Source organism: Sutterella seckii, assembly GCF_009183815.1.
GTDB lineage: Bacteria > Pseudomonadota > Gammaproteobacteria > Burkholderiales > Burkholderiaceae_F > Sutterella > Sutterella seckii.
Map to the genome: position 1 here is coordinate 1 of NZ_WEHX01000008.1, position 17,494 is coordinate 17,494.

Annotated in this window: 13 protein-coding genes and 1 pseudogene; 7 read left to right on the forward strand and 7 right to left on the reverse strand. The window is 59.8% G+C overall.

Annotation, left to right across the window (positions count from 1 at the left end; all coding sequences use genetic code 11):
* Nucleotides 1-61: 61 nt before the first annotated feature.
* Nucleotides 62-544, reverse strand: a complete 483-nt coding sequence (locus GBM95_RS02730; protein WP_226963128.1) for a hypothetical protein — start codon at nucleotides 542-544, stop codon at nucleotides 62-64.
* Between the two features lie 82 nt (nucleotides 545-626).
* The gene (locus tag GBM95_RS02735) at nucleotides 627-2,579 is read right to left on the reverse strand and encodes a PhoH family protein (RefSeq protein ID WP_193222551.1); all 1,953 of its coding nucleotides are present in this window, start codon (nucleotides 2,577-2,579) and stop codon (nucleotides 627-629) included.
* 345 nt (nucleotides 2,580-2,924) lie between these two features.
* On the opposite strand from GBM95_RS02735, the gene GBM95_RS02740 reads away from it, so the two are divergent.
* The gene (locus GBM95_RS02740) at nucleotides 2,925-3,887 is read left to right on the forward strand and encodes a metallophosphoesterase (protein ID WP_152157678.1); all 963 of its coding nucleotides are present in this window, start codon (nucleotides 2,925-2,927) and stop codon (nucleotides 3,885-3,887) included.
* A 146-nt stretch (nucleotides 3,888-4,033) separates the two neighbouring features.
* Here the strand turns inward: GBM95_RS02740 and GBM95_RS02745 are convergent.
* Nucleotides 4,034-5,599: pseudogene (locus GBM95_RS02745) on the reverse strand (ABC transporter substrate-binding protein).
* A gap of 32 nt (nucleotides 5,600-5,631) precedes the next feature.
* The gene (locus tag GBM95_RS02750) at nucleotides 5,632-6,837 is read right to left on the reverse strand and encodes a M20 metallopeptidase family protein (protein WP_152157679.1); all 1,206 of its coding nucleotides are present in this window, start codon (nucleotides 6,835-6,837) and stop codon (nucleotides 5,632-5,634) included.
* A 330-nt stretch (nucleotides 6,838-7,167) separates the two neighbouring features.
* Here GBM95_RS02750 and GBM95_RS02755 point away from each other — a divergent pair, with 330 nt between their 5' ends.
* On the forward strand, nucleotides 7,168-8,493 hold the full coding sequence (locus GBM95_RS02755) for a glycosyltransferase (protein WP_152157680.1): 1,326 nt from the start codon (nucleotides 7,168-7,170) through the stop codon (nucleotides 8,491-8,493).
* Between the two features lie 59 nt (nucleotides 8,494-8,552).
* Nucleotides 8,553-9,305: a Crp/Fnr family transcriptional regulator gene (locus GBM95_RS02760; protein WP_226963129.1), complete on the forward strand. Its 753-nt coding sequence runs from the start codon at nucleotides 8,553-8,555 to the stop codon at nucleotides 9,303-9,305.
* 31 nt (nucleotides 9,306-9,336) lie between these two features.
* Here GBM95_RS02760 and GBM95_RS02765 read toward each other — a convergent pair whose 3' ends face one another.
* Both GBM95_RS02765 and GBM95_RS02770 read right to left on the reverse strand, forming a co-directional pair.
* Complete coding sequence (locus tag GBM95_RS02765) at nucleotides 9,337-10,215, reverse strand: alpha/beta hydrolase (RefSeq protein WP_152157681.1); 879 nt, start codon at nucleotides 10,213-10,215, stop codon at nucleotides 9,337-9,339.
* Between the two features lie 176 nt (nucleotides 10,216-10,391).
* Nucleotides 10,392-11,555 carry an ATP-binding protein gene (locus GBM95_RS02770; protein ID WP_152157682.1) on the reverse strand — a complete coding sequence of 388 codons (1,164 nt, stop codon included), beginning with the start codon at nucleotides 11,553-11,555 and terminating at the stop codon, nucleotides 10,392-10,394.
* A gap of 134 nt (nucleotides 11,556-11,689) precedes the next feature.
* On the opposite strand from GBM95_RS02770, the gene GBM95_RS02775 reads away from it, so the two are divergent.
* Complete coding sequence (locus GBM95_RS02775) at nucleotides 11,690-12,220, forward strand: cupin domain-containing protein (RefSeq protein WP_152157683.1); 531 nt, start codon at nucleotides 11,690-11,692, stop codon at nucleotides 12,218-12,220.
* Between the two features lie 154 nt (nucleotides 12,221-12,374).
* Here GBM95_RS02775 and GBM95_RS02780 read toward each other — a convergent pair whose 3' ends face one another.
* Nucleotides 12,375-13,874 (reverse strand): FAD-dependent oxidoreductase, encoded by a 1,500-nt coding sequence (locus GBM95_RS02780; RefSeq protein WP_152157684.1) that lies wholly within the window; start codon nucleotides 13,872-13,874, stop codon nucleotides 12,375-12,377.
* Nucleotides 13,875-14,277: 403 nt separating this feature from the next.
* On the opposite strand from GBM95_RS02780, the gene thrC reads away from it, so the two are divergent.
* The 3 genes from thrC to GBM95_RS02795 are packed head-to-tail and all read left to right on the forward strand — an operon-like array spanning nucleotide 14,278 to nucleotide 17,492.
* Nucleotides 14,278-15,717 carry a threonine synthase gene (gene thrC / locus GBM95_RS02785; RefSeq protein WP_152157685.1) on the forward strand — a complete coding sequence of 480 codons (1,440 nt, stop codon included), beginning with the start codon at nucleotides 14,278-14,280 and terminating at the stop codon, nucleotides 15,715-15,717.
* Entirely contained in the window at nucleotides 15,714-16,274 is a 561-nt protein-coding gene (gene mobB, locus GBM95_RS02790; protein ID WP_152157686.1) for a molybdopterin-guanine dinucleotide biosynthesis protein B, read from the forward strand. Before thrC ends, mobB begins: the two co-directional genes overlap by 4 nt.
* Before the next feature lie 12 nt (nucleotides 16,275-16,286).
* On the forward strand, nucleotides 16,287-17,492 hold the full coding sequence (locus GBM95_RS02795) for a molybdopterin molybdotransferase MoeA (RefSeq protein WP_152157687.1): 1,206 nt from the start codon (nucleotides 16,287-16,289) through the stop codon (nucleotides 17,490-17,492).
* The last annotated feature ends 2 nt before the right edge of the window (nucleotides 17,493-17,494 follow it).

The following is a 17,494-nucleotide window of genomic DNA, read 5'->3' on the forward strand; positions in this document are numbered from 1 at the left end:
AGCCCAGGAGAAGAAATCCAGCAAGCCTCTGTGAAAATATTCCCCTTATCGTCATGCAGCTTCAAGGGGTGCTGTTACCGGATTTCTGGAAATTCACGAGCTTCGTCGCCTCGTCCTGGGTCTTCACGAGAATGTGGCGAACCTGATATTCCGTGTCGCCGTATGCGGTACGAGCCTTGTCGTAGGCCGCGCGCGCTTCCTTGTCGGAAACGGGGTTCTTCTTCGCGTATTCGGAAACAAGGAGCTGGACCTTCAGCTGCTTTCCGGCGCGGTCGATCGCCGTGCGGTATTCCTTCGTGCGCTCGATGCGCGCCTTGGCGGCTTCCTGCAGGAGCACCGTTTCCTCGGTGATCGCGCGGCGGACCTGGTCCTCGAGCTGAGGACCGGCCTTGGCGCCCGCCTTGACGGCGTTGTTGTAGACCTCTTCCTGTCTCTGAACGGAAACCTTTTCGCCGTTGACCGTCATGACCTTGAATTCGGCCTGGGCAGCGGCAACAAAGCCGAGGGAGAGTACCGCTCCGGTTAAGAGTGTGCGCTTGAACATGTTTTCTGCCATTTTTGGTGTTGAAAATGATGCCGCCCTGGGGCCGCAGCGGCCGGATCGGGCGGCAGTGATGGAATGGATTTTAGAGCGCTTCGGCGGCGAACTCCGCAAGCCTCGAGCGCTCGCCCCGGGTGAGCGTGATCGTGGCGGCGTGCTGCCAGCCCTGGAAGCGTTCAACGACGTAGGTGAGGCCGGAGCTTCCTTCCGTGAGGTAGGGCGTATCGATCTGCGCGATGTTGCCGAGACAGACGATCTTCGTTCCCGGACCCGCACGGGTGATGAGGGTCTTCATCTGCTTGGGCGAGAGGTTCTGCGCTTCGTCGATGATGACGAACTTCTGCAGGAACGTGCGTCCGCGCATGAAGCTCATCGACTTCACGCGGATGCGGCTCCGGATGAGGTCCATCGTCGCCTGGCGTCCCCATTCGCCGCCCGTGTCGGAGGAGTGAAGGACTTCGAGGTTGTCTTCGAGCGCGCCCATCCAGGGGGCCATCTTTTCCTCTTCCGTGCCGGGGAGGAACCCGATGTCTTCGCCCACGCTCACTGTGGCGCGGGTCATGATGATTTCGCTGAAGCGCCTTTCGTCAATCGTCTGCGTGAGCGCGGCGGCAAGCGTCATGAGGGTTTTGCCCGTGCCGGCCTGACCGAGAATCGTGACGAAGTCGATCTCCGGATCCATGAGGAGATTGATCGCCATGTTCTGCTCGCGGTTTCTCGCGTGAATGCCCCAGACGCGCGTGCGGCTCTTCGCGCGGTAGTCCTTCATCAGGCGGAAGGTGACTTTCTTGCCCAGGACCTGAGTGACGAGTCCCATGAAGTTTTCGTCGCCGTCAATCCAGAGACATTCGTTCACGATGAAGCGCGAGGGGTCGTCCGCCTCAAACTCGTAGAAGGTGGAGCCGTGATCCTGCCAGGAGCGAAGCGTCGGCGAAACCTTGTCCCAGAATCCGGGTTCGAGCATGAGCTTCCCGGAATAGAGCATGTCGGTGTCGTCGAGCACCTTGTCGGAGAGGTAGTCCTCTGCCGGAATCCCGAGGGTGGTCGCCTTGATGCGCATGTTGATGTCCTTCGACACCAGCACGACGGCGCGCTCGGGGAAGGCTTTGCGCACGCCTTCGACGGTTGCGAGAATCCGGTTGTCGCCCTTCGAAAGGTCGAGTTCTCCGGGAAGGTCCTCATGAAGGGGCTTCGTTTCAAACCAGAGGCGGCCCTTCGCTTCGGTGTTGCCGAGAAGCGCGAGCGGAACGCCGGCATCGATTTTGCCGTCGTTCGCTTCAATCAGGGCGTCGAGCGTGCGGCTCACCGAACGGGCGTTCCGCGCGACGTCGGTCAGGCCCTTCTTGTGGTTGTCGAGCTCTTCGAGCGTCGTCATCGGAAGGAAGACGTCGTGCTCGGCAAAGCGGAAGAGCGAGAGCGGGTCGTGCATGAGCACGTTGGTGTCGAGCACAAAGAGCCTCGGCTCGCCGTCGGCCACGTGCGCGCGGCCCTTTCTTCCCTGAAGCGACCCCTGAACGCCGGGCGACGAAGAGCGGCCGCCCGCAAAAGCGGCCGCATCCTTCTGCGTGCGCGGGGGCTTTCCCTTCGCCTTCGCTTTTGCTTTCGAGGCCTGGGCGGAGAGCGTCTTCGAGGAGGTTTCCTCCGTCGGCCGGGATTTCTTCTCCGCTTCGACGGCGGTCTGCGGCTGGGTGCGCTTCGCGGCTTCGGCCTTGCGGGCCGTCTTCGTCTCCGCAGCGCCCGGCGAGGCTTCCTGCTTCGTTTTCTTTGCGGACTTCTTTTCGGTAGCAGGCTTCGGCGCTGCCGCTGCTTCGGCCGGAGCAGGTGCGGGAGCCGGCTGGGCGGAAACGCGCTTGCGGGTCCGCCGCGACGGCTTTTTGGGTTGTTCGGTCTCAGGCTTCACGGCGGATTTCTGCTCGTCGGCGAGAAGTGCGACAACATTCTTCACTTTTGGAAGCGTCCGTTCGGACTGAGGCTTGGCGGGAGCGCCATAGTCCTCAAGAATGTCTGCGGGTCGTGAAGGAGCTTTGGGAAGCGGCATGTGTATTTGTCTCGATAGTAAGAAAGGGACCGGAGGTCTTCGAATTCACATGAATCTGAAAGCCAAAAGTCCTTCGGACATTCTATCGGGAGGGATTCGGTCTTTCGGGCGCTCTGCCGCGGGACTTCGTGAGCGGATGTACGGGCGGCATCGAAGAGAAACGGAGGGGGAATGCCTTTCAAGGCGCCTCAAGCGTCATGCAAAGTTCATGAATCCTTGATTGAACCGTCACGGTGAGATTTGAGAATTCAGGGCGTCGGATGAAGGCGATGAGGCGCTTCAAATCAAAGCGCGATCGCAAGGCAATCCGGCACTGAATTCCAAAAATGTGGAGAACCCCAAAAAATGAAGCGTCGCTTGTTCCTCCAGACCGCTGCCGGTCTCTTTGCTGCTCCTGCCGTCATCCGTTCGGCCTCTGCCGCCACGCCTGCCGAAGCTGAGATCACGCTCCCGCCCGCAAAGGACCTGATTTCCTCCTTCGGCTGGATTACGGACGTGCACTACTGCACGAGCCCCACGCGCACGATTCCGAAGGAAGATTCGATCCGCGTTTATGCGCATTCGATGGCGAAGATGCGCCAGGCGATTGATCTCTTCAATACCCGCAAACTCGATTTCGTCATTGAACTGGGCGACTTCAAGGACTGCCTCGATAACGGCGACCGTCCGGGCACGATCGCGTTCCTGCAGACGGTTGAAAGCGAATTCCGCCGCGTCAATGCGCCGCGCTACCACGTCTGCGGCAACCATGACTTCGACAAGATCACGCTCGGCGACTTCCTCGACAACACGGAAAATGCGGGCGATGCCGTTGGCCGCACCTACTACTCCTTCGTGAAGGGCGGCATCAAGTACATCGTGCTCGACGCCTGCTACAACAATGCCGAAGGCGAACACTACAGCCAGGGCAAATTCAACTGGGCCGTCGCCGTGGTGCCGAAGGTCGAGATGGATTGGTTCAGAAAGGAGCTTTCTGAAGGGAAGGAACCCGTGATCGTGATGACGCACCAGCTCGTCAACACCTGGGACGCGAAGTCGCAGAAGATCCCCGACGCCTTCTTCATCCGCAATTCGGCTGAAGTGGTCGAGGCGATGGAAAAGAGCTGCCGCGTTTTGGCCTACATCTGCGGCCACTTCCACAAGGGCGCCTATTCCGAGAGAAATGGCATTCACTACATCGTGAACCAGGGCCTCGTTGAAAGGCCGCTTCCGCACAATGTGTGCGGCATGGTTCACGTCGACAAGAATCTCAACGTCTACGTCGAGGGCGTCTACAACGAACGCTCGCACGTCTGCAAGAAGGCGTAATGCCTGCCTGATGGCGGCTTCCCTCGGACCCTGCGTCTCACGGAAGCGTCGAAGCGGAAAAACAAAAAGGCCGCCTGGGGAAAGCGCGTTCATTGAGAACGATGCTTCCCCAAGCGGCCTTTCTTTATGCGGAGAATACGCTCAGATTATTCCTTCCATTCGGCATTGATGAAGTCGATGCCGGTGTCGGGACGAAGCGTGAAGTTGACGAGCCTTGCGTCGGCGCCAGCGGTGCCGACCTCATAGACGAGGTAGGCCCAGGGAGCGTCGTTCCAGACCATCTTCTGCGCTTCCTCGTAGAGCTTCGCGCGCGCGGCGTCGTCGGGGGTTGCCACCGCCTTGTCGAGAAGTTCATCGAGCTTCGGATTCGAGTAGTAGGACGTATTCATGAATTTGGGCGGCGCCTGACGGGAGTCAAGGAGCGGCCTCAGCACCCAGTCAGGGTCCATGCTCGCGTCCGCCCAGCCGACGTAGTAGAGGCGAAGTCCGGATTCAGTCGGGTTCTTGACGCCGTAGACGACGGAGGCTCGGACGCCCGGCTCAAGCATTCTCGTGCGGGTCTTGATGCCGACCTGCGCGAGCTGCTGCTGAATGAACTGGATGACCTTCGAGGACGTCGTGTTGGCGTAGGCCGACCAGAGGTCCGTCGTAAAGCCGTCGGGGTAGCCCGCTTCCTTCAGGAGCTCGCGCGCCTTCTTGGGGTCATAGGGCCAGGGGCCGAGCTTGACGGCGCCCGGAATTTCTTTCGGATAGAGGGTTTCCGTCGGGACCGCGTAGCCTGCGAAAGCAACCTTGGTGAGCGCCTGCTTGTTGATGGCGTAGTTGATCGCCTGGCGCACGCGCACGTCGCTGAAGGGCTTCACGGTCGTATTGATCGAGAGGTAGCGCTGCATGATCGAGGGCACGGTCTCGATGCGGAACTTGGGATCGTTCTTGAAGGTGGCGATCTGTTCGTTCGGCATCGGGAAGGCGTACTGCGCTTCGCCGGTGTGAAGCATCGCGGCGCGGGTGCTGTTTTCCACCACCGGGAGCCACGTAATGCCGTCGAGCTTCGGGAGCCCCTTCACGCGGTAGTCGGGGTTCTTCTTCACGACGAGCTTTTCGCTCGGATTGAAGAATTCGAGCTTGTAGGGACCCGTGCCGCAGGCGTTGAATGCAGTGATCTTCTTTCCTTCAACGCCCTTCGCGTCCTTGATGAGGCTCGGGCACATCATCTGCGGGCTCGTCATGGCAAGGCGCCGCGGGAAGGTGGCGAGCGGGCTCTTCAGCGTGAAGCGGACGGTATAGGGGTCGACCACCTCGACCTTGTCGATGAACTTGTAGACCTGATAGCGCGAGAGGTGATTGTCCGGGTTGAGGAGCCGGTCGAAATTCATCTTGACGGCGTCGGCGGTGAATTCCGTACCGTCATGGAATTTGACGCCCTTCTTGAGGGTGACGGTGAAGACCTTCGCATCCGGCGTCACCGTGTAGCCCTCGGCAAGCTCGGGAACGAGCTACATCTTGGAGTCGAAGTAAAAGAGCCCTTCGTACATCGACTTCGCTGCAAGGCGGGTGAGGATGTCGGGCGCATCGTAGGGGTCGAGCGTCGTAAAGGTCGCCGAGACCGCTACGGTGATTTCCTTGGCGGACGATGCCGAAGGCATGGCGGCAAGGAGTGCGGCGGAAGCGGCCGCCGCAAGGGCAAAACCCTTGAAGTAAGTTTTCTTCATGACAAAAACTCAAATTGGAAATGGGGACGATTTCAGAGCTCGCGGGCAAGTTCCTCGAGACGCGTTCTCGCGATTTCAGAGAGGAACCAGACGGCTTCAGGAAGCACGGCGTCGTTGAAGTCGAACTTCGGGTTGTGAAGCATCGCGTTGTGCGCGTCGTCGGCCATGCCGATGTACATCTGGATGCCGGGAATCCGGTTCACGTATTCGGCGAAGTCTTCGCCCGCCATCGAGAGCGGAACGTCGACCGGGCATTGGGCGCCGAAGAGCTTTTCGGCAACCGATGTCGCGTGCCTTGCGGGAACGGCCGAATTGATGAGGGGCGGCGTCAGGTTGTCGACGCGGATCTCCCAGCCGAGGCCCTGCGCGAGCGCAATGTGTTCGGTCATGCGGCGCATTTCCGCTTCAATCATGGCGCGCACGCCCGCATCGAACGTGCGTACGGTCCCTGAGAGCGTGAGGGATTCCGGAATTACGTTGGGCGCATTGATGTTGCCCGCCTGAACGGCGCAGATGGAAAGCACCGCCGGCTGCGTCGGGTCCGTCTTTCTCGAGATGATGGTCTGGAGCGACTCCGAGAGAAGCGCTGCCGTCGGGATCGGGTCGAGCGACGTATGAGGACGCGCCGCATGGGTGCCGCGGCCCTTCAACGTGATGTAGAAGAAGTCGCATGAGGCCTGCACGGGGCCGGCATGAATGCCGATCTCGCCCTTCGGAAAGGCGGTGGAGCCGTGGGCGCCGTAAATTTCGAGGGGATTGAACTTGTCGAGCACGCCCGATTCAATGACGCGCCTGGCGCCGCGGCCGATTTCCTCCGCGGGCTGGAAGATTCCGAGCACGCGGCCGGGGAAGTCTCGCGTGAGGGAGAGGCGCCTCATGGCGCCCAAGAGCCACGTGACGTGGCCGTCGTGACCGCAGGCGTGGCAGCGGTCGGCAACGACGCTCTGCCAGGGGTTCCCCGAGCAGTCCGGCATCGCAAGCGCATCCATGTCGGCGCGAAGCGCAACCGTGGGGCCGGGGCGATTTCCCTCAACAAGGGCTATGACGCCGCCCGGCACCATCAAGTCGTCGCAGGTGATGCCCCATTCGCGAAGCTTCGCTGCAATCACGCCGCAGGTGCGGGCGGTGTCGAAGCCGAGCTCCGGATGTTCGTGAAGGTCCTGGCGGATGCGGGCGAGTTCGTCGCCCCAGGCGAGGATCTCTTCAGGGATGCGGTCGGCATAGGCAAACTGGGTCAAGATTTCCTCCATTTCTTCAATAGAAATCTAAGGGATTTCATTATTCCTCTTTTGCAAAAACGGACGATATGCAGTTTATGCCATGCCTCTTTGCGCTAGATCATGATTTGAAAACCCAAGCGTAAACAACGTTCCTGAAGCTGCGTGGTCCCACTTTGCTGATGCGCGTAGGCGAGCTGTTAGAATTTTCCCTCCACACGGAGGTTTACCCGAATGCATAGTGGGCTTCAGGCGTTCGGGATGCTTTCAGCGAGCAGAAGGCGGAGCGGTCCTCCCGGGACGAAGGCTCCTCTTCGGCGTTCCCCTGGCTTTTCTTCACCGTTTTGATCCATGACTTCCACTCGTCCGGCCCGAATTCTTTTTGCCTGTCCTCAGACGCTCTTTGACGTGAGCAACGGCGCTTCCATGCAGTGCTACTCGATGATGCAGGAACTTGCCCGCAGAGGCATACAGGTCGCCTCCATCGGCGGAGGCATTTTCGACAATCCTTCAGGTGTTGCCCGCATTCCGAATCTTGCTGAGCAGATTGCTGAAAACGAAGGGAAAAAACTCCTCGTCAACAAGGACTACTCGGCGGGAGGGGAGCATCCAATAACTCATTGGTTTTTTACAGGCTTTCACTCAACAACCTGGAGTGAAATGACCTATGACGAGTCCAATGCCTTTCTCAATGAGTACACGCAGATTCTGCGAACCTTCAAGCCCGATCTCGTGATCGGCTACGGCTGCGATCCGCTCTGCCGTTCGATGTGGATGGAGGCGCGGCTCTTCGGAATCCCAACCGTCTACGTGGTCTGCAACGGCAATCACCATCATTACCGCTTCCCGCTCCACGACCTCGTCATCACCGATTCCGAGTCGACGGCGAAGCTCTATAAAGACGCAGACGGCCTTACCGTCCATCCCATCGGGAACTTCATCAACCCGGAACTCGTGGTTGCGAAGGCCCGCAATCCCCAGACGGTCACCTTCATCAATCCGGCTTTTGCCAAGGGCGTCGCGGTCGTCGCCCGTCTGATTCTGATGGCGAACAAGGAGCGCCCCGACATTTCCTTCATGATCGTCGAAACGCGCCAGAAGTTTGCGGATGCGCTGAGGGCGCTCAAAAAACCGGGCGGCGAGACAGGCTCCGCATTTTCGAATCAGACTTTCCACAATATCGCCATCCGCGAATCGACCTTCAACGTGTCGGAGATCTATGCGACGACGAAGGTGCTCCTCGCGCCTTCTCTCTGGTATGAGAGCTGGGGCCGCGTTGCGACGGAAGCGACCATGAACGGCATCCCGGTGCTGGGCTCAAAGAGCGGCGGCTTGCCTGAGGCGATCGGTGAAGGCGGCATCACGCTTGATGCGCCGGAATCCGTGGGCGGCGTTGATGAATCCGAAAAGTGGCTCACGCTTCCTTCGGAAGAAGAGTGCCGCCCGTGGACGGATGCGCTCTATGAGCTTTTCGACCACGCAGAGGACTGGAAGGCGCGCTGCGCGGCAAGCGCCGAAAAGAACAGTCTCAAAGCACGCGGCGACCATCTCATGGAGCTCCTTGAGCCTCTTCTTCAAAGGAAAGCCGGCGACGGCGACTTCCCGCGCATGGGATCCATCTACTACGAAGGGGATCCGAAGGACTGGGAGACGGCTGACAAGGCGAAGAGGCTCTGAGGGCGATTCTCCAATCAAAAGGGGAGCGGCCTCCTGAGACGTGCTTCAGATCATAGATAATGAGAATCAAGCACACTCTTGCCGCCTCCCTGACCATGCGCAGGATCTTCACAACATACCCGTATTTCCTACCCGCGGAACCGGAGCCTTTCGTTCAGCTCTTTCGCGAGCACGGGACTCTGCGCGTCGTCAATAAGGGTGAAGTTTTGAAGCGCGGCGGCGAATCGCAGAGGCTCTTCTTTCTCGAGGAAGGGCTCTGCGCCTACTGTGCGGCCGAAGCGCTCGATCATCGGCCGTACATCCTTTCCATTGTTCTGCCGGGGCGCGTGATGGGCGACATGACGGCAAGCATCCGCACGCGCTGCAATGTTTATACGCGCGCCCTGAAGAAGAGCCGCGTGCTCACGATTCCGCCGGAGGTGCTCGCTCTTGCGATTGAGGAGCGCCCCGAATACGCGAAGCTCGAGATCCGCAACGTCATTGCGAAGGAAGAGTCGCTCCTTGAAGGCATGGCGGCCAATTTTCTGAGACCTCCTCAGGAGCGCGTCGTCATCTATGCCAAGTCGCTCTGCCGGATTACCGGGACGCTCCCGCGCGAGGACGGCTGGCATGCACTGCCTCTGGAACTTCCGGTTTCAACCATTGGCGAACTCGTTAATCTGAACCGCGTAAGCGTGTCGCGCATTCTGAGCCGCTGGATCCAGATGGGCGAAGTCCGCAAGGTTGGCCGGACACTCTTTTTCTCCGACCGTCTTTTTGCCTCGGTCGACGACTGGCTCGAAAACCGGGCGCCGCGGCATCCGCTCCCGTGACGTTTTTCAGTCATCTCCATTGTTCGGCGCGTCACCGCGATGAAGGCTTCTGAACGTTCTCTGCCGGGAAAAGGACCTTGAGCGCATCAAAGATGGCAGGCGGCGCAACCGTGCCGTGCACTTCTTCGGGGAAGAAGCGGACCTCCGTGCGGATGCCTTCTTTTTCGAGCGTGACTGCGGTTTCTTCCTTAAAGCGCTTCCCTTCGGAAAGGTGGAAGGTATTTTCCTTTCTCGGCTTTGAGGCAAAGGCCGTGTAAAGCATCGGAGGATTTGCAAGAGATTGAACGCCTGCTGCGCCATGCTGACGGGCGAACTCTTGGAGCGTCCCCTGGTCCCACCAGAGGCTCGGGTCGAGTGCGGCATAGACGTCAAATCGTTCCGGGTGCGTAAGGAGCGCATGGAGCGTGAAGAGGCCGCCGTAGGAGTGTCCGATCAGCATGCGGCGCACGACGCGCGTCCCGGCAGGCAGGCGCTTCTCTGCGGCGTCGCGAAGTTCAGTTGTGAGGAACTCCAGGAATTTGTCTGCGCCGCCCCCGAGAACGGGAGCTTTCTCGTCGATCGTGCCGTCCCGTCTGGCGTTCGATGCCGTCGGCGTAAAGTCGCGCGTCCGATCTGTGCTGACGATCCCGACGACAGCGACAGGCCCGAGAGAAGAAATGCGCGAGGCTTCAAAGAAAGCGGCGGAGGCCGCAGCTGAAGCGAAGTGCTTTTCGGCGTCCAGGATGTAGATGACGGTGAGGTCGCGGGGAACCTCAGCGCTCTTCTGGGCCCTGGGCGGCACTCTCATGAGAAAGGTGCGGTCTTCCTCAAGAATGCGGGAATGGATCGTCGCAGCGCTCGCAAGGAGCACCGGTTCGGCGTCCGTCGCGGGAAGTGAAAATTCCGGAACGCTGGTTGGTTCAGCAGCCATAGGCTGCGTGACGAGAAGCGAAGCCGAAAAGAGTAAAGAGAATGCTGCAGCAGAGAAGGAAAGTTTTCGTATGACGAGTAGGAAATGATTTTCATTCGCAGAAAATCATTATGGCGTATACGCATCGTCTGCTGCAACCATGACGCCTCTCGTCGATCAGAACGAGGGGGGCGGCTTCATTCGTCGTCCGTCATGCCCAGAAGAGGAAGCGCATTGGAAGGCGTCACGACTTGAATGCGGCATTCCGGATAAGCGCTGAGGAACGCCTTGCCGGGCTTTGCCTTCGCCTTTTCTGAAAGCTTGCATTCAAAGGCTTCCATCTCGCGATTGCGCACTTCGATGAAGTCGAGCTTGTTCGGCTTATTGGTCTTGGTACGCCAGAAGAAAATGCGCTTGCGGTCTCTCAGCGTGTCGTGGATCTTGACGCGCTCCATGAAAAAGAAGTTTTCCCAGAGCTGACCGGCATCCGGCCGCTCCGACAAAGGCGAAAAGTCGCCGATGAGGGCATTCCGTATGCCGAGATCCGTGAAATATATCTTTCTGCCTTTCTTCAGTTCGTTGCCGAGGTTCTTTGAGTAGGACGGAACGACCTTGATGATGGCGCAGCGCTCAAGCAGGTCAATGTACCGTTCGACCGTGAGCCGGTTGATCCCGAGATCGTTTCCGAGGCTCTCGAGGCTCACTTCCGACCCGATGCGGCAGGCGAGAAGCGAAACAAGATCAACAAAGCGGCTGCTGCGCCGGATGTCCGCGAGCTTGAAGACGTCCTTGAAGAGAATGCCGTCGACATAATCAGTAAGCGTGTCTATGGCGCCTTCAAAGTCTTTAACTGCAGCAGGATAGGTGCCGTAAATCATGAAGTTGGACAAGTTGTCTTCCACAAAGCCCCAGCTTCGGTGACCGGCAATTTCTTTCATTGAAAACGGCCACATGCGTCGCTCAGCGATGCGGCCGACGGCGGACTCCTTGATGCCGTCGGCGAGATCGAGCGAAGAGGAACCGGTGACGAAAATCCTCGACGGGCGTTCTCTCAATTCGTTCCTGTCGACAAGCATCTTGAGGATGAGGCCGATATTGGGAACGCGCTGAGCTTCATCAATGACGATGGTCGGCGCAAGCCTAAGGAACGCATCGACATCGTTTTCCGTTTCAAAGTTCAATCTGGCTGAGACTGCCGGCAGGTCGCAGTTGAGCCATCTCGTCTCGCCGTCATATGACGCCGCAAGGTTGCGCAGAAAGGTCGTCTTTCCGCACCGGCGGGGGCCGATGATGACTGCGGCTGCGGGCGGCGTTGCGTTTGCAATGGCGGATTCGATCTCTCGGCGGACAAAGTCGGTCATGATTAATTTTCACTGGTGTAATAACGAAAATTATATATTTTTTGATATTTAACCATTAAAAAATATCAGTGAGAAATCCGGCCATCAGGATTGCATGAGCGTCTTCAAATCTGAGTCGACGGAAATCTCTGAATTTGAGCGAAAGCCGCAAGCCCGAAAGAGAGTTCGGCAAAGAACGGCCGACGGGTCCCAATAAGCTCAAGGCTGAAGTGCAGGCGCTTTTCTGCATCTTTAGAACGACTCACTGGAGCACCACCATGAAGCACATCCTCCTCACACTCTCCGCTGCGGCTATTGCCCTGACCGTCGGTACTGCTGCGGCCGCCGCGGAACCTCAGGCGCCTTCGGAAGCGCAGGTCAAAGAGATTTCCGCCTCTCTCCTCGAGGCGGGCGGCACGGTCTTTCCCATCGGCGTCTCGAACGTAACCTTTGCGCCGGGGGTCATCAATTTCTGGCATACGCATCAGAAGTCCTGCCAGGTGCTGGTGGGCGTCTCCGGCCGCGGCTGGTACCAGATCTGGGGCGAGGAGCCGAAGGAAATCCTTCCCGGAACGACCGCGACGATTCCGGAAAACGTCAAGCACTGGCACGGCTCGCAGCATGGCGGTTGGTTTCATGTCGACGGGTGCGGGAACGACCTGGATGGAGCCGGTGGATCCCGCTGAATACGCGAAGCTCAAGTGATTTGAGGAACGCGAAAAAAGTAAAAAAGCGGCCGGAAGCCTCATCAGGCATCCGGCCGGGAGTGGAGAGATTCTGGATGGGAGAGAGAAAGCGCGGTCGATCGGAATCGGCGCGCTTCCTCAGGACTTGCGGGGATTATTTCTGCGCCTTGATGTACTCAGCCGCAGAGTCGACCGCAATGCGGGCGGAATTGACTGCGAAGCCCACGGTGGAGCCCGCCATCAGAAGGTCGTAGGAGTCGCCGTACATGCCGCCCACGTCGTTGCCGGCAGCGTAGAGACCCGGGATCGGATCCTCATTCTGCGTGACGACTTCAAAGCGTTCGTTGGCCTTGATGCCGCCCAGGGTGCCGAGCGTCGAGGCCACCGACTTGATCGCATAGAAGGGACCGGTCTTTACTTCGCGCAGGTACTTCGGGTCCTTCGCAAATTCGGCATCGTGGCGCACGGCGCAGTAGCCGTTGTATTCAGCAACGGTCTTCGCGAGCTTTTCGGGATTCATGCCGGTCGCCTTCGCAAGGCCTTCGAGCGTATCGGCCTTGAATGCCCAGCCCGCCTTCACTGCGGCATCCCATTCCTTCTGGTAGTTGACGAGCTTCGTGCCCACCGGAACCATGACGCCGACGCCGAGGTCGATGCCCTGATCGGTTTCCATGTGGTCCAGGGTCTTCTGGTCGTAGACCACGTACATCGTGCCGCCGATGCGTTCAAGGGCATTGCCGGCAAACGGCCACTCGAGCATGATCTGCTCGTTGCAGAAGCGTTCGCCCTTGGGCGAGAGCCAGAGGTGCGGCTGCTTGGCGGTGGCGCTCACGTGGTTGGTCGTCCCGACGCCGCGGGGACCAGGACGGTAGGAGGCCTGCACTTCGGTGCCTTCCTTGCCGCCGCCCACGGACCAAGCCATGCGGATGCCGTCGCCGGTCTTCCCTGTCTGAGCGAGGCCGTCCGCATCGGCAAAGCGCAGATACTTCTCGCGCATTTCCTTGTTGTCGAAGAACCCGCCTGTGGCGATGATGGTGGTCTTTGACCGCACGGTAATCTTGTCGCCCGCCTTGTTCGTAGCCTCAACGCCCACGACGCGGCCGTTCTCCTCAATGAGCTTTTCGCCCCAGGTGTTGAGCAGCAGCGTCTGGCCGGCGTCCTGGTACTTCTTCATGAAGAGATTGATCCAGCCTGCGCCGCGGCCTTCATAAATGTGCCAGGTGTAGAGGCCGTTCGGGTAGTTGGAGAAGAGCTTCTCGAACTTGACTCCGTTCTTCTTCATCCAGTCGATCGTATCGGCCGAGCGGTCGACAAAGGCGCGCACCATGCGGGCGTTGCCGCGCCAGTGGCCGTAATTCATGATCATCATAAAAGCCTGGTCCTTCGTGAGGCCGTAGTTCCAGTCGCGCTGCATGGAGCTTTCGACGGCGAAGATGCCTTCAGAGAATTTGCCCGTGCCGCCCACCATCGCGGACTTTTCGAGCGTCACGACCTTGAGGCCTTTTTCCGCGGCGGCCCAGGCAGCGGCGGAGCCCGAGGCCCCGGCGCCGATCACGACGACGTCGGCGTCGTAGGTCCGGTCTTCGGCAAGCGCCGGATTCATGGCAAGAACAACGGCCGCAGCGGCGGCGGCGAGCTTGAATGCATGCTTCATGACTTTTTCTCCTTTTCTGAGGGCGCCCTTTCTAGTGGTCTTCGGTTGCCCTCGAAGCTTTTTTTTCTTCAACACGCTATTTTTGAATCCTCCGCGCACGCCTATCTGTAGTCCCGGCTACAGCTTTGGAGGGAGAAAACAGTCAGGAGCCCTATCCGGAAGGCGTGCTTTCGGGATATCCGAAAGAAGGGTATTGGGGGGGCAGGGAAATTTCCGCATCACGGGAGAGCCCATGGGTTTAGCCATAAGGTACGATTTCATGAATACGCCATTGAAGCAAACTGGCGACACACGATTCTGCCCATGGCTTTCCGGCACTCTCAGTTCCTGAGAGACGGCTTTCCTTCAGAGGAAGCAAAGCGCCGCCGGAAAAATCCGGGCCCCCGAACGGAGATCTCTCAACATGCTCTACATCTCGACGCGCGGCGCCGCAGACGGCAAGACCTTCGCAGACATCGCCTTTGAAGGCTTCGCACGGGACGGTGGTCTTTACGTCCCTGAAAACTATCCCAAATTCTCTTCAGAGGATCTCGCACTCCTTCGCGGCCGCGACTTCCCGAGCGTTGCGCTCGAGGTGCTCCGCCGCTTCTGGACGCAGATTCCCGTGCCGGATCTCTGGGGGCTCTGCCGCGATGCCTGGCAGCCCTCGAACTTCGGCAACGGCCGCGATCCCTTCAAGGCCCACGACGTCGCGCCCATCAAGTGGCTTCATGACGGCGTGGGGCTCTATGAGCTCTCGAACGGCCCGACGCTTACCTTCGACGACTTCAGCCTTCAGTTCCTGAAGCGCCTTCACGCGAAGCACTTGGGCACCGAACCCGAAAACATCACGCTCCTCGGCGCCACGACGGGCGACATGGGGGCTTCCGCCGAATATGCCTTCGGCGACCGGAAGGACACGCGCGTCGTGATGCTTTCGCCCAAGGACAGAATGTCGAAATTCCAGTCCGCGCAGCTTTATTCCAATAAGGACGAGAACGTTCTCAACCTCGAGGTCGAGGGGACTTTCGACGACTGCCAGGAACTGGTCTACAAGCTCCTCGAGGATGAGGAATTCCGCAAGGCCAACAAGCTCGGCGCCGTCAACTCCTACCTCTGGGCGCGAATCGCCGTCCAGGTGGCCTGCTACTTCTACGCCTACATCCAGGCGACGGGCGCTCAGAACGAACAGGTGGTCTTCTGCGTTCCGGGCGGCAACTTCGGCAACGCCTTTGCGGGCTACGTTGCGCGCGCGATGGGGCTTCCGATCCTGAGGATCCTCGTTGCCACCAACGAAAACGATGCGATGGACAGGTTCCTTCGTACGGGCGTCTACAGCCCCCGGCCGGCCAGCGAAACGATCGCCACCTCGTCGCCCTCGATGGATATTTCGCGCGCGGCCAACTTCGAGCGCTTCCTCTTTGAGGTGCTCGGACGAAACGGCGTGCGCGTGAAGGAACTGATGAAGGACCTCGAGGAAAAGGGCTCCTTCGAGCTCACTCAGCAGGAATTCTCGAAGGTTCGCCGCTCCGGCCTTGCCGCGGGGACGTCCAATCACGCGAACCGCCTCGAAATCATCGAGTCGCTCAATATCGAGTACGCGACGACGATCGACCCGCATACGGCCGACTGCCTCTATACGGGCGTCTACCTCCATCCGGTCGGCGTGAAGACGATCTGCTTCGAGACGGTTCAGGCCGTGAAGTTCCCGAAGATGACGATGCAGGCGACGGGAAAGACTGTGCCGCTGCCCCCCGCCTTCTCGGACATCTTCGAGCGCGAGCAGAGAAAGACCACGGTTGCGGTTGATGAAGCCCGCATCCGCGAGGCCGTTGCCGCCTTTGCGTCGAAGCCCTGGGCATGATCTCCCGGAAAAAGCCCTTTGCCGTAGGCTTTATCGGCCGTTCTGGGTCGGGAAAAACGACGCTTGCTGAAAAAGTGCTCGCCGAACTCGTGAGGCGCGGCCGCAGGGTCTCCGCCATCAAGGACGCGCATCACGGGATCGACCTCGACCGCCCGGGCAAGGACACCTGGCGCTACCGGGAGGCCGGCGCCTCCCGAGTCATCCTGCGCACGGCCGAACGCTGGGCGGTGATGTCGGAAACGCCGGAAGGGCCGGCACCTCTCGCGGAACTGATGGAACTCGCGGGCGAAGCGGACATCATCCTGATCGAGGGCTTCAAGCACGAGGGAAGCTTCCCTAGAATTGAGGTTCGCCGCAGGGAGGCCGCAAAGGAACCTCCGCTCGCAGAACGCGGGGGACTGAAGAACCCTCCCGTTGCTGTAGCGACGGATTTCGAAGAGCCGGGATTCGAGGGAATCCCGCGCCTCAGCCTGAACGATCCGCAGGCGGTTGCAGACTTTATCGAGGATCTGATGTCCGGAGAAACCGCGAGGGAAATCCGGCACGGATCCTTTTGAAGGACAGAATCGATGATTACCTATGCTGAGGCGCTCGCCATGCTTCTTCGGGAAGCCGAGCCCATTCATGAGACAGAAACCATTCCGCTCATGTATTCCACGGGCCGCGTGCTTGCCGAAGACGTGACGAGCATGATCGACGTTCCGGGCTGGGACAATTCCCAGATGGACGGCTACTGCCTGAGGGCGGCTGATCTCGCCTCCGCTTCTGAAAATGCTCCCGTGCGCCTTCCCGTTGCCGAGCGCATTGCTGCCGGCAAGGTGGGCGTCGCACTTGAACCCGGCACCTGCGCGCGAATCTTTACGGGCGCTCCGATGCCGGAAGGCGCCGACACCGTCGTGCCGCAGGAAGAGGTGGAGCGCGACGGGGACATGGCGGTATTCAGAACGGCTCCCAAAAAGGGCGCCTGGGTGCGCCGTCAGGGTTCCGACGTTGCCGCGGGTTCGGTGATTCTCAAAAAGGGCGTGCGCATGACGCCGGGCGCCATCGGCATGACGGCTTCGATCGGCCGCGCCTACGTCACCGTCTACCGCAAGCTCCGGGTCGGGGTCTTCTTCTCCGGCGACGAACTCGTGCAGCCGGGCGAACCCCTTCGTCCGGGCGGAATCTACAACTCGAACCGCTTCATGATCCGAAGCCTCCTCACGCTCTTCGGCTGCGAGGCGACGGATCTGGGAAGCATTCCCGACAGCCTTGAGGCCACAAAGCGCGCGCTCGAGAACGCGGCGGAAACGTCGGACGTCATCATGACGACGGGCGGCATGTCCGTGGGCGAAGAGGATCACATCAAGCCCGCCGTTGAGGCGCTCGGCCGGATCGACCTCTGGCGCGTGAAATTGAAGCCCGGAAAGCCCCTCGCCTTCGGCGAAGTGAAGGGCGTGCCCTTCATCGGACTCCCCGGAAACCCGGTCTCGGGCTTCGTCGTCTGCCTCATGATGGCGCGCCCCTACCTCATGCGCAGAATGGGCCTAACCAAGGTCGACATGACGCCGATGAAGATCCGCGCGGACTTCGACTGGGCGAAGCCCGGCGACCGCGAGGAATTCGTGCGCGTGCGCAGAAACGACGAGGGCGGGCTCGATCTTTATCACACGCAGAATTCGCAGGTGCTCTCAAGCTGCGCCTGGGCGGACGGACTCGTCGACATTCCGGCGGGCGCGTCGGTGAAGAAGGGCGACATCGTTCACTACTTCCCCTTTGCGCAGTTTTTCGCCTGAGA

Coding starts and splice junctions, on each gene's coding strand:
- GBM95_RS02730 (WP_226963128.1), bottom strand. CDS start 544: ATGTTCAAGCGCACACTCTTAACCGGAGCGGTACTCTCCCTCGGCTTT.
- GBM95_RS02735 (WP_193222551.1), bottom strand. CDS start 2,579: ATGCCGCTTCCCAAAGCTCCTTCACGACCCGCAGACATTCTTGAGGAC.
- GBM95_RS02740 (WP_152157678.1), top strand. CDS start 2,925: ATGAAGCGTCGCTTGTTCCTCCAGACCGCTGCCGGTCTCTTTGCTGCT.
- GBM95_RS02755 (WP_152157680.1), top strand. CDS start 7,168: ATGACTTCCACTCGTCCGGCCCGAATTCTTTTTGCCTGTCCTCAGACG.
- GBM95_RS02760 (WP_226963129.1), top strand. CDS start 8,553: ATGAGAATCAAGCACACTCTTGCCGCCTCCCTGACCATGCGCAGGATC.
- GBM95_RS02765 (WP_152157681.1), bottom strand. CDS start 10,215: ATGGCTGCTGAACCAACCAGCGTTCCGGAATTTTCACTTCCCGCGACG.
- GBM95_RS02770 (WP_152157682.1), bottom strand. CDS start 11,555: ATGACCGACTTTGTCCGCCGAGAGATCGAATCCGCCATTGCAAACGCA.
- GBM95_RS02780 (WP_152157684.1), bottom strand. CDS start 13,874: ATGAAGCATGCATTCAAGCTCGCCGCCGCCGCTGCGGCCGTTGTTCTT.
- thrC (WP_152157685.1), top strand. CDS start 14,278: ATGCTCTACATCTCGACGCGCGGCGCCGCAGACGGCAAGACCTTCGCA.
- mobB (WP_152157686.1), top strand. CDS start 15,714: ATGATCTCCCGGAAAAAGCCCTTTGCCGTAGGCTTTATCGGCCGTTCT.
- GBM95_RS02795 (WP_152157687.1), top strand. CDS start 16,287: ATGATTACCTATGCTGAGGCGCTCGCCATGCTTCTTCGGGAAGCCGAG.